The 12,600-nt window shown below is 45.1% G+C and carries 11 protein-coding genes; all 11 read right to left on the bottom strand.

Annotation, left to right across the window (positions count from 1 at the left end; translation table 11 throughout):
• Positions 1 to 37: 37 nt before the first annotated feature.
• Positions 38 to 1,222, bottom strand: coding sequence for a D-alanyl-D-alanine carboxypeptidase family protein (locus tag ACXACS_RS12615; protein WP_179983315.1), 1,185 nt, complete (start codon positions 1,220 to 1,222; stop codon positions 38 to 40).
• A gap of 407 nt (positions 1,223 to 1,629) precedes the next feature.
• A complete protein-coding gene (locus ACXACS_RS12610) occupies positions 1,630 to 2,547 on the bottom strand; it encodes a septal ring lytic transglycosylase RlpA family protein (RefSeq protein WP_474809267.1) in 918 nt (305 codons plus the stop codon).
• 98 nt (positions 2,548 to 2,645) lie between these two features.
• A complete protein-coding gene (gene rodA / locus ACXACS_RS12605) occupies positions 2,646 to 3,761 on the bottom strand; it encodes a rod shape-determining protein RodA (protein ID WP_474807032.1) in 1,116 nt (371 codons plus the stop codon).
• A complete protein-coding gene (gene mrdA / locus ACXACS_RS12600; RefSeq protein WP_474807030.1) occupies positions 3,758 to 5,674 on the bottom strand; it encodes a penicillin-binding protein 2 in 1,917 nt (638 codons plus the stop codon). The genes rodA and mrdA overlap by 4 nt, the downstream gene beginning before the upstream one ends.
• Positions 5,675 to 5,704: 30 nt before the next feature.
• Positions 5,705 to 6,175, bottom strand: coding sequence for a 23S rRNA (pseudouridine(1915)-N(3))-methyltransferase RlmH (gene rlmH, locus ACXACS_RS12595; protein ID WP_474807028.1), 471 nt, complete (start codon positions 6,173 to 6,175; stop codon positions 5,705 to 5,707).
• Positions 6,176 to 6,289: 114 nt separating this feature from the next.
• Entirely contained in the window at positions 6,290 to 6,610 is a 321-nt protein-coding gene (gene rsfS, locus ACXACS_RS12590) for a ribosome silencing factor (RefSeq protein WP_118495087.1), read from the bottom strand.
• Between the two features lie 17 nt (positions 6,611 to 6,627).
• Entirely contained in the window at positions 6,628 to 7,293 is a 666-nt protein-coding gene (nadD, locus tag ACXACS_RS12585) for a nicotinate (nicotinamide) nucleotide adenylyltransferase (RefSeq protein ID WP_474807026.1), read from the bottom strand.
• A 49-nt stretch (positions 7,294 to 7,342) separates the two neighbouring features.
• Complete coding sequence (gene holA, locus ACXACS_RS12580) at positions 7,343 to 8,371, bottom strand: DNA polymerase III subunit delta (RefSeq protein WP_474807024.1); 1,029 nt, start codon at positions 8,369 to 8,371, stop codon at positions 7,343 to 7,345.
• A gap of 24 nt (positions 8,372 to 8,395) precedes the next feature.
• Positions 8,396 to 8,923: an LPS-assembly lipoprotein LptE gene (locus tag ACXACS_RS12575; protein ID WP_474807022.1), complete on the bottom strand. Its 528-nt coding sequence runs from the start codon at positions 8,921 to 8,923 to the stop codon at positions 8,396 to 8,398.
• An 11-nt stretch (positions 8,924 to 8,934) separates the two neighbouring features.
• Positions 8,935 to 11,538, bottom strand: a complete 2,604-nt coding sequence (gene leuS / locus ACXACS_RS12570; protein WP_474807020.1) for a leucine--tRNA ligase — start codon at positions 11,536 to 11,538, stop codon at positions 8,935 to 8,937.
• A 320-nt stretch (positions 11,539 to 11,858) separates the two neighbouring features.
• Positions 11,859 to 12,494, bottom strand: coding sequence for an SRPBCC family protein (locus ACXACS_RS12565; protein WP_474807018.1), 636 nt, complete (start codon positions 12,492 to 12,494; stop codon positions 11,859 to 11,861).
• Positions 12,495 to 12,600: the final 106 nt, after the last annotated feature.

Here is a 12,600-nt window from a genome sequence, read left to right as displayed (position 1 = left end):
TTCACAACTAGCTTTTTAACGTTTTCAGTATGGTAACTTACTCGTCGTCAAAACCTAGCTGAAGCATAATGTAGTCTTTAGCGCGGTTAAAGAAGCTGCCTTCTTTTACTTCTTGAAGTGTTACCAAAGGGTAACTCGCTACATCTTCACCATCTAGCTGTAGGTAAAGTTTCCCCACAACTTGGCCTTTTGCAAGTGGTGCTTCTAGCTTGTCGTCAAGCTCAAAGTTAGCTTCTAAGTTTGCCGCCTGACCGCGCGGAATAGTAATGGGGGTAGATTGGTTAATTCCAAGGTCTACGGTTTCTCTATCACCCATGTAGATACGATGGGCTACAAAACTATGGCCAGCTTCATATGGCGTAAGTGTTTCGTAAAAACGGAAGCCGTATTTAAGCAGCTTCTTGTTTTCTACCTTACGCGCGCGTTCGCTGTCTGTACCCATAACTACTGAGATTAGGCGCATTCCGCCTTGTTCCGCTGAAGTAATTAAGCTGTAACCCGCGTCTGACGTGTGGCCAGTTTTGATACCATCAACGTTTAAGCTTTTATCCCACAGTAGGCTGTTGCGGTTGTATTGCTTAATACCGTTATAGGTAAATTCTTTTTCGCTGTAGATTTTGTACATTTCTGGTGTCTCAGCAATAAGCGCGCGAGACAAAACAGCCATGTCACGTGGTGTAGTGTAGTGGTCGGGGTCGTGCAAGCCGTGTGCGTTTACCCAGTGAGAACTTGTCATACCAAGTGATGCTGAGTGAGCGTTCATCATGCTAGCAAACGCAGATTCCGAGCCTGCAACGTGTTCGGCCATTGCAACACAGGCATCGTTTCCTGATTGCACAACAATACCGCGAAGCAAATCACTTACAGAAACCTGCGTACCTACTTCGATAAACATTTTTGATGAATCTGGGAATTTCTTTGCCCATGCATTCTCAGAAATAGTGACTTCATCGTCTAGACTAATGTTGCCCGCTTGAAGCTCTTTACCAATGACATAAATTGTCATGATTTTGGTTAAGCTTGCTGGCGCAAGTTGCATATCTGCGTTTTTTGAAGCAATAACGTTACCGGTTTCATAGTCGGTAAGTAAAAAACCTTCTGCAGCTACAGTGGGGGCTGGCGGTGTCACTACCGCAGCGTTAGCTGTATGCAGTAATGTCCCCATTACCAAAAAGGCAAATGAAAGTAATGACGGTTTAGCGCGTTGAATTATTCTGAGCATGGTTCTAATTTCTTTGACCGTTTATCCGTGTGAGTTAAAGCTTACCTTGTTGTTGCGATAACCGCGAAGCGAATACCTTAAAACATGGCTACCCAATTTTAGCTTTTATCCAGTTCGTATCCGAACTCTGACTATTTACCCATATTTTAGTGGGGCAATAAGAGATCTTAACGAAAGGCTGCATATAAGACTAGGTTTTATCAAAAAAGTTTAAGGGATAGTAGGGATAAGACGAAGAAACCGTGATATTGCCTGCTGAATGACACAAAGCTGCCACAATGTCGTTGATTTTATAAACGGGAAGACATTGGCAAGATAACAAGTTCTTAATTATTTGTGGGGCAACCTTCAACGGGTAAGAACATCTCCGCGCAAAAAAGCTGGGCTATTGATCACTCAGTAACAGTTTATAGCGTTTGTGTAATTGCGTAAGCGTTAGGGTAACCGTTTTGCTTTAACTGCTCGAGCACCTCTGCTACGACAGCTTCGTCGTGAATAGGCCCAAGCTGGAGCTTGTAAATGTTATCAGCCACCGGCAAATGAGCGGGAATTTGATACAAGGCCGACAGTACGTTGGATATGGATTTTGCTTTTTCCGCGTTTGAGAGTGCTGCAACTTGTATGTAGACAGCGTCGGCCACTGTATTGCTGCTTGGTATACTTGCTGTTTTATCAGCTGCCGCTGAATCGAGAGGGGGCTTAGGCGACGTACTGGCTACCTCTGAAGGAGGAGCTACAGCTATGCCTAAGTACTCATCGTAGGTCACCGTTGGGTTATTGCCTACCGTAACATTGTTTTGTTCGTCAAAATGGATAACTTCCAATTTAACTTTTGCAGTACCTTTACTGTGATAGCCAAGCTTCACGGCAGCGGCGTAAGATAAGTCTATGATCCTGTTATCGTGAAACGGACCGCGGTCGTTAACGCGAACTATGGCTTGCTTGTTGTTTTCCAAATTAGTTACGCGTACATAAGAGGGAAGCGGCAGTGTTTTATGAGCTGCGCTCATAGCAAACATGTTATAGGTTTCACCGTTTGAGGTTAAGTGACCATGAAACTTTTGACCGTACCAACTCGCATAGCCCACCTCTTCATAGCCTTTACCGTCATTCATAGGGGTATAGTGTTTACCAAGCACCTTGTAGGGCCTGCTGTTGAACATGCGATAGGCTTCGTACTTGGGTACCGCGTCTAATGTTTCTGGCTTTTTGGCAACGTGTTTTGGTGCCGAATCTTGCTTTTGAGTGTAGCGGCTAGATTGAGAAGGCGCGCTTTGACACCCCACTAACAAAACGGCGGTAAATATAGCGACGCTGCAACGCATAAAGTGTTTGTGCGTAAAACCTGCGTTTCGCAAGCTTGCACGAATTGCGTTTGCATTAACTAAATTAAGTACCGGAAAAAGGCGCTGCAACATACAAGTTATCTAGACATTAAACGTTTTTGAGTAGCAATGGCCATAAGAATGCCAAAACCTGCCATCAAAGTCACCATAGATGTTCCACCAAAACTCACTAGGGGAAGGGGGACGCCTACCACAGGGAGTAATCCGGACACCATGCCCATATTCACAAACACGTAAACGAAAAAGGTAAGGGTGATACTACCACCGAGTAGTTTCGCGTAAGCATCTTGAGCGCGACTGGAGATGATCAGACCGCGCATGATAATAAAGATGTAAATTGCCATTAGGCACATGACACCGGTAAGACCAAATTCTTCACTAAATACAGAAAAAATAAAGTCGGTATGGCGTTCTGGCAAAAACTCTAGCTGCGATTGTGTACCCTGTAGCCATCCTTTACCGTCAACCCCGCCTGAACCAATGGCAATTTTAGATTGAATAATGTGGTAGCCCGAACCGAGAGGGTCACTCTCTGGGTTCAAAAAGGTGAGAACCCGTTGCTTCTGATAGTCTTTCATTAAGAAAAACCACATAACAGGCGCAAATGCACCAATAAGCCCGCCTACTATTGAAATAAGACGCCAACTCATACCTGCTAGAAATATGGCAAAGATGCCTGAACTCGCAATCAGCAGTGAAGTTCCTAAATCGGGTTGCTTAGCAATTAAGATGGTGGGCACAACCACTAGGCCAAAGCCAACAATGATATGTGTGGTGCGAGGCGGCATAGTAAATTTACTAATATACCACGCCACCATCATGGGTACGGCAAGCTTCATTAATTCAGAGGGTTGAAAACGAATAAAGCCTAAATCGAGCCAGCGCTGTGCACCTTTACCCATGTCGCCAAACAGCAATACGGCTATAAGCATTAATAGACCAGCAGCATAGGCATAGGTTGAGAAAAACCTAAACACGCCCAAAGGGGCTTGGGCTAGGCCGAACATGACGATAAAACTAAAACCCAGTCTGATAAACTGACGCTCCATTTGCTCCATATCTTGTCCAGATGCAGAATAGAGCGTAAATAATCCAACGCAGCTTAACATTAGTAGACCAACGAGCAGCCAGCCATCGATATGAATGCGCTGAAGAAAACTTATTTTATTAGGGTTTATGGTGGTTCGTTTCACTGGTTTGTCCCTAATTTATTATCACTGTTTGCCGAGTCAGCTTTTACAGTTTCAAAGACACGATCTCTGAAATAAAAGTCCATGATTTGACGCGCGACAGGCGCTGCGTTCTTACTACCACCACCTACGTTTTCAAGTACCACAGTTACTGATATCTCGGGATCGTTGAAAGGTGCAAAGCCCACATACATGGCGTTGTCGCGAAGGCGCTCATCTATTTTTTCCGCATCGTATTCTTCATTTTGGCCAACAGTAAAGAGCTGTGCTGTACCTGTTTTACCCGCTGAATCATATGGTGTGTCTGCAAACGCATGGCGTGCTCCGCCTTCATCGCCACTTACCACATCGCGCATGGCGTTTAATACAACGTCTAAATTTTCACGGTTTTTAATTTCTATAGGCCGAAGCGACTTAAGTGGGATAAGGTCAACAGTGCTATCTGTATTCATATAGCCACGAATAATTTGAGGGATATAGCGTTCGCCGACATTGATTAAGGTGTTAACTGATGTGTTCAATTGCACAGGGGTAGTGGTCCAGTAACTTTGGCCTATACCTACAGGTATAGTGTCGCCAATGTACCAAGGCTGATTGAATCGTGCGCGCTTCCAGCCTCGACTTGGCATATTTGCGTCAGATTCTTCATAAAGATCGATACCGGTAAAATCTCCGAAGCCGAATTCATACATAGACTCACTAATTTTATCGATCCCTAATTTATAGGCCAGTTCGTAGTAGTAAGTATCACAAGACACCTCAATGGCTTTCGAGACATCTACTTTTCCATGGCCCCATCGACGCCAGTCACGCCATACGTGGGACACATTGGGTAATTTATATCGACCTGTATCGTTAACCGTATAGTCTTTTGTAATAACGCCTTCTTCAAGACCAACAAAACCTAAATGAGGTTTGATGGTAGAAGCGGGAGGGTATTGGCCTTGAGTAGCCCGGTTAATAAGTGGCCGGTCTGGTGAATTCAACAGCGCAGAATAATTTTTACTGCTGATACCGTGCACGAATAAATTCGGGTCGTAGCTGGGGTTAGAGTATAGGGCAAGTACGCCACCGGTTTTAACATCGGTTACAACTACTGCGCCGCGCATACCTTCTATTATTCGCTGAGCCTCTAATTGGAGCTCTAGGTCTAAGTTAAGCACTATATCTTTGCCCGGCGTCGGCGGTTCAACACTCAACACCCGAATGATGCGGCCCTGATTGTTTACTTCAACCTGCTGATAACCAACTTTACCGTGCAGCAGTTCTTCGTGGTATTTCTCAATACCTAACTTGCCAATGTCGTGAGTTGCCGCGTAATTATCTTCTTGTCCTGCTTCAACAAGCTTTTGCAAGTCTCGCTTGTTAATGCGTGCAACATAACCCAGTGCATGGGTAAGCGTTTCTTTATAAGGGTAATGACGAGCTAAGCGGGCTTCAATTTGAACACCCGGAAACTTGTGTTTACTGGCAGAGAACAACGCAACTTCCTCTTCGCTTAATTGTGTGCGAAGGGCTACGGGTTTAAATCGACGGGTTCCCTTAAGCGTGGACTGGAAGCGCTCTAACTCATCACTTGTGATGTCCATTAATTCGGTTAAATCAGCAAGGGTCTGATCAATATCATCGACTTGTTCGGGAATGACTTCTAAGCTAAAAACCGGGCGGTTTTCTGCTAAAAGAACGCCATTTCGGTCGTAAATAAGACCGCGGTTTGGCGCTATGGGTAAAACTTTGATTCGATTACCGTTAGAGCGGGTTTGGTAATCTTCAAATTGGGTAACCTGTAACGAATAAAGGTTGTTTAGCACAATGCCCAACATGGCAACAACGATAATAAAAGCGATAGTCGCGCGGCGAGCGAACAAGTTCGCCTCAGCTGAATGATCGCGAATTGCTTGTCGTTTTCGAGGCATTGACTTCCTTTGCATTAGTGTAGCGATTTCTTATTCACGGTGGTACGGGTGGTTTTGCGTGACCGACCATGCGCGGTATAGGCTTTCGGTAAGGATAATGCGAACAAGAGGGTGGGGAAGCGTGAGGGCCGATAAGGACCATTTTTGCTCAGACACCGCAATACACTCAGGCGCCAATCCTTCAGGCCCGCCGATAAGAAGGCTTACATCGCGCCCGTCCATTTTCCAATTGTCGAGTTGTTTAGCCAGTGTAGGGGTGTCCCAAGGCTTACCCGTTACTTCTAAGGTAACAATGCGGTTTCCCTTAGGAATAGCAGCCAGCATTTGCTCGCCTTCTTTCTCTAAAATGCGCTTTATATCGGCGTTCTTACCTCGTTTACCAGCGGCTATTTCCGTAAATGACACCGGCATATCACTGGGGAATCGACGAATAAATTCTTCAACGCCTGTGTTAACCCAGGCTGGCATCTTTGTTCCGACCGCCACAATTTGTATACGCACTTAATGTACCCTTACCGCAGGAATGAGTTTTTCTTTTATACAATAAAGGCCATACGCTAATGAGGTATGGCCTTTATCGACCGTGTAGCTATGTATTTCTAGCCAGCGTCTAAATTACTGCGCCCACAGCTTTTCTAACTGATAGAAGTCACGGGTTTCGTCCTGCATAACATGCAAGATAACATCACCAAAATCCACAAGAACCCATTCACCTGTTTCTTTACCTTCTACACTCCCAGGAGCATGGCCGGCATTTTTTGCTTCAACCATTACGTTTTCAGCAATAGAAGATACATGGCGTTTAGAGTTACCCGAACAAATGATCATGGTATCTGTAATTGTTGATTTGCCGCGAACGTCTAGTTCGATAACATCACGGCCTTTCATGTCGTCAATTTTATCTTTAACAAACTGTTTGAGCTGTTGACTCTCCAAGAGCTTTCCTCACTTACTTAACTTTTATATAACTGATGTTCGTTTATGTAGGCTAATACGCTTTCTTCTAGCCATGACTCGACAGAAGTAGCCTTTAAAGCGTTTGGCGCATTCGCTTCGTCAGACGTGGCAGCATCTGCTAGTACGTCACGAATTTCAGTAGATGAAACACTATACAGTGGTGTGTTGGTCAACACTACATGGCCTGAAGGCTTCGTGTGAATAACACTTTTATCGTTAGTCACATGACGATCTAACCAAGCTTGTATCGCAGGGGGCGGCGAAAATTCTTCGTCGTCTCTGCGCATAACCACTAAGTGACAGTAATCGAGCAGGTCTTCCCACTCGTACCATTTATCCAGATTATACAGTGAATCTGCGCCAATGAAAAAACAGATTGTATCATTGCTTTTTTCTTTCAACGCTCGCAGTGTTTTTACCGTATAAGAGGGTGACGGAAGCGTCAGTTCAATTAACTCTGGAATAAGTCTGTCATTGTTTTGGGCACAAAGTTCAATCATTCTTACCCGGTGGGTTTCTGAAACGCCTACCGACTTGTGGGGGGCTAATTTGCACGGCATTAGATAAACATGTTCAATACCCACTTCATCAGCGGCTTTCAGTGCAGCACCAATATGGCCTTTGTGCGGCGGGTTAAATGTACCGCCAAGAATAGCTTTCACGGAAGGATTCGATTGAGAAGCGCGCGATAGAGTCACCTAGAATGGCCCATTATGCTTGTAACAGTGGAATGTCGCGAAGGTCCATACCCATAAACATCATGCACAAGTGACACATTTCAACGTAAGGGCGAGCAATCACATTTTGTTTAAATGCATGATCTGACTGGGTCAGCGCTTTTTGGATATCTTCTAACTGGGCGACGCTCAGACGATTCAAGGCACTTTGATAAAAACCTTGTCTATTACGCCAAATACCAAACTTTTGCCACTGAATGGGGGCACCGCTTTGCTGCGCTAGTTTTAGTTTCCATAACTGCTCCCACTCTCGAATCAGCGCCCAAATAATAATGTTTGGCTCCAGACCCTCGCTCTCTAATCGGTATAGCATTTTTATGCAGCGAGTACTGTCGCCGCTAAGCATAACGTCAACCAATTGGAAAACGTTGAAGCGCGATTGGTCGACCATCGCCTTTTCAATTTGTTCGTCTGTAATTGACTGGTGCGGATAGAGCAGGGCGAGCTTGTCAATTTCTTGCTTAGCAGCAAGCATGTTGCCTTCGCAGAAATCAGCAATCATCTTAGCGCCAGACGCAGATACGGAGAGTTGGTGTGCATTTAACTGCTGATTTAACCATGCATTGAGCTGCTTGCCCTCTAGCGGGTAGCACAATACCGACGCGCCCAAATCATCAAGCACTTTAAACCATTTGCCGCGCTGCACGTCTTTGCCAATTTTGGGGCCGTGAACCAGCAACAAAATATCAGGGTTTAATGACGCCGCGACTTCTTGCAGCATTTTGCTGCCTTCAGTGCCTGGCTTTCCTGTGGGTAACTCTAATTCAATAAACTGCTGGCTAGAAAAAAGCGACATGCTTTGCGTAGCTTCAATTAACTGGTTCCAGTTAAAGCCTGTTTCAGCAACAAGCACAGTGCGTTCTTCAAAACCATTAGTCTTTGCTTTAGCGCGAATTTGCTCGATAACCTCAAATTTTTGCTGAGGCTCGTCTCCAAACACCAAATAGCATGGACGTAATGCCTTAGAAATATCTTGGCTAAATTGGTTTGGATAAATCTGCATGAAGAGTTCTGGTGTCTATTTGATTTATAGTGACGAAACATTAGGCGCAGCAACTGCCTGACTAGAAAGGCGTCTAATCATGATATCTGCCGCCTCGTTGCGCATTTCGCTTAACATTAGTTCAAGCTCACGAGACTTTGCTAACACTTGGTCCGGATCGTCTTGATAGTCACGTACCACTTCAAATTGGGCCATTACCGCTTCTTTACCGGGGAATTGAACACGATAACGAACTACGTAAATAAGTTCGTACTCGGCAACTTGCCCTGACGGATAAACAGACAGCAACTGGCGCTCTAACTTCTCTGGTAGCAAGTAAATGTTTACGTGTTGATTAGAGCGGGTTGTTTTATCCACGTTAACACTGGATAAACCATAAACGTTAAGGCGTTTATCGAGCGCACGCGCAAGGGGCGCGTGTGCTCGAGCACTTTCAATGGCAACCGTGTTAATGTCGTCGGGTAGGCTAGGGCTACTTCGCAAATGAAAACCACAGCCTGTAACCCAAACGGTAGCTAACACAGCGACTGCAAATTGTAAGTGCTTTTTCATTACCATCTGACCTAGTTAGCTACAATGTTGACAAGCTTGCCAGGAACAACAATCACTTTGCGAATGGTTTTACCTTCGATAAATTGCTGAACGTTAGGCTGCTCTTTTGCAGACGCTTCAATTGTTTCTTTGCTTGCATCAGCTGCGATGGTCATTTTCGCGCGAACCTTACCGTTAACCTGAACAATAATAAGTTTCTCGTCTTCAACCAAAGCTGCTTTATCTGCCTGTGGCCATGGCGCTGAGTCGATATCTTCACTGTGGCCTAGTACTTTCCAAAGCTCATGAGCAATATGCGGAGTAATAGGGTTAAGCAGCAACAAGATTGACTCACAGGCTTCGCGCATAATAGCGATATCCTGAGCGTTTTCTTGTGGCGCTTTTTGAAGATGGTTCAAAAGCTCCATTACTGCAGCAACTGCTGTGTTGAAGGTTTGGCGACGACCTAAGTCATCAGACACTTTCTCAATCGTTTTGTGTACTTCACGGCGAAGTGCCTGCTGGTCTTTCGACAGTGACTTAACGTCAATAGCTTCTGCCGTACCGTTTTCCACGTGCTCGGTAACAAGCTTCCAGATACGACGTAGGAAGCGGTTTGCACCTTCAACGCCAGAATCAACCCACTCTAGGGTTTGCTCTGGTGGCGCTGCAAACATAGTGAATAGACGGACTGTATCGGCACCGTATAAGTCGATAACTTCTTGCGGGTCGATACCGTTATTCTTCGACTTAGACATTTTGGTCATGCCGCCATGAATAACTTCTTCGCCATCTGCTGTTAGCCACGCTTTAACAATGCGTCCTTTGTCATCTTTCTCTGTGCTTACTTCAGTAGGCGAGAACCAAGTTTTCTTACCAGACGCGTCTTCACGGTAGTAAGAGTCGGCTAATACCATGCCCTGACACAATAGGCGCTTAAATGGCTCGTCAGAGTTCACCAAGCCTTCATCGCGTAGCAATTTGTGGAAGAAGCGCGAATAAAGCAAGTGCAAAATGGCGTGCTCGATCCCACCAATATATTGATCTACCGGTAGCCAGTAGTTGGCTGAAGTCGGGTCAAGCATAGCATCGTTATTGGTAGCACTTGCGTAACGTGCGTAATACCAAGATGACTCCATAAAGGTATCAAAGGTGTCAGTTTCACGTAACGCAGCTTCACCATTGTATGTAGTCTTAGCCCACTCAGGGTCAGCTTTAATTGGCGAGGTTACGCCATTCATTTCTACGTCTTCTGGTAGCACAACCGGCAGTTGGTCAGCAGGAACCGGAACCGATTCACCGTTTTCCAAATTAAGCATTGGAATAGGTGCGCCCCAGTAACGCTGTCGGCTTACGCCCCAATCACGTAAACGGTAGTTTACTTTGCGCTTACCACAGCCTTTGTTTTCAAGCTCATCAGCGATACCGTTAAATGCCGCATCGAACTCAAGCCCGTCAAATTTTTCCGAGTTAATTAAGCTACCTTTTTCTGTAAACGCAGAAGCTGAAAGGTCGCATTTATCTTCATCGCCTGCATTCGGCGCAATAACTTGCTTAATAGGCAAATCGTACTTTGTGGCAAACTCCCAGTCGCGCTGGTCGTGGCCAGGTACTGCCATAACTGCGCCTGAACCGTAGTCCATCAATACAAAGTTAGCGACCCAAATTGGAAGCTTTTCACCAGTAAGTGGATGGATAACTTCAAAGCCAGTGGCAAAGCCTTTTTTCTCCATCGTCGCTAATTCAGCTTCTGCAACTTTGGTGTTCTTACACTCATCAATAAAGGCTGCTAAATCTGGATTGGACTGCGCTGCAAACTCAGCTAATGGGTGCTGCGCCGCTACTGCTACATAAGTTACGCCGTAGAAGGTATCCGGACGGGTGGTATATACCGTTAAATCGGCAATATCATTAACCGCTGACGCTAGGTCAAACGTAATTTCCACGCCTTCAGAGCGGCCAATCCAGTTTGCTTGCATGGCGCGTACTTGATCCGGCCATTCTTCAAGCTGCTCTAAATCTTGTAAAAGCTCTTCAGCGTAGTCAGTAATTTTAATAAACCACTGTGGAATTTCTTTTTGTTCAACTAGGGCGCCTGAACGCCATCCGCGACCGTCGATTACCTGCTCGTTAGCCAGAACAGTTTGATCGACAGGGTCCCAGTTCACGGTAGAATTTTTCTTGTACACAAGGCCTTTTTCATAAAGGCGTGTGAAGAACCACTGTTCCCAGCGGTAGTAATCAGATTTACATGTTGTGACTTCGCGGTCCCAGTCGTAACCAAAACCTAGCGAGCGAAGCTGGTTTTTCATGTAATCGATGTTGGAGTATGTCCATTTCGCCGGTGCAGTATTGTTGTTAATCGCTGCATTTTCCGCCGGAAGACCGAAAGCATCCCAACCCATAGGCTGCAATACATTTTTACCCTGCATACGCTGGAAACGGCTAATTACGTCACCAATGGTGTAGTTGCGCACGTGACCCATGTGTAGTCGGCCACTAGGATAGGGGAACATCGACAGGCAGTAGAATTTTTCTTTGTCTACATCGTCGTTTGCTTTAAAAGATTGGTTATCTTCCCAGTATTGCTGAACACGCTGTTCAATGTCTTTCGGATTGTACTGATTATCGGCCATGAAACTTAGGCTTCCGCATTAAAAAGTTAAAACGTTTATGGGGCGGCACAAGGCGAACGATTTACAAGAGAATTTGAAACCTCTCCTGCATTCTTGCCATTTAACCGCACGTGGGATTTTCCCACTTTACATACATATAGCCCAATAGAATAACCCAGCGCTAAGCCATGCCTCAATAGCTTAACACTGAACTAGGCAATATTTATTTCTGCTTGCATGAAAAGTGAGCATTAATGCAGCAGTTTAAGCGCGTTAACGAAGATGGCTTGCTTAAACTTTCGCGTAAAATTCACATAGCGACCTATTTTTGGTCATTTCTATTAACGCTTAGCGCTGTCTTTATCCGATTCGTTAAATTGTTTATTGCTAAAGGCGGTTAATGCATTTAACTGCTGCGCCTGCACTTTATCGACAACTTTGACCAAATTGGCAGCGTCCTCGTTCGATGCTCTTTGTCCGTTGAAGTGAATATTGCCAGAGGCGTGGTAGGTAAGGGTAACCTTTGTTTTTGGTGAGGGTTCGCGCTTTGTATCATCGTTCGATGAGGCGTTTTCTTCTACGGTGCTGAATTCCCAAGTGAGCGCACCTGATAAGCCCATTTCTTGAAGAGGTCCTAATCCGCCGGTCATTACCACTTTTTTGTTAGGCTCAACATAGCTTATTTGCATGTGTGCCGCACTTGCTGTTTGTGTAACTTCGCAGAAACAACCACCGGCTTGTTCATCAATACTAAGCGTACCCTTCCACCAAGTGTGATCTTTCGGCCACCATTTATCCACGTGTTGAATAAAGTGAGAATACACTGTTTCGATAGGGGCCATACTTTCACTTTCGTTAGTGATAGAAAAACCAGAATTGTCCGCATAATTTACCTTAGCGAGGCAAAATGGAGAAAATATAGCACCCAGTAGACTCGAAAAGAGCACGGTTTTGCTAGCTTTCGTTATTGTCGTCATTGTTCTGACCTTTGTTTTTTATTATTCGTGTTGGCTGCTTGCTAATCTAAATTTCACTATGTATCGCACTTACTGCTGTTAAAAAGCTACACCTTGTTTCTCTATG

This window comes from Alteromonas sp. AWM4_230 (assembly GCF_056158305.1).
Note: the sequence above shows the minus strand (reverse complement) of the source record. Positions and strands in the feature narration are given on the sequence as shown.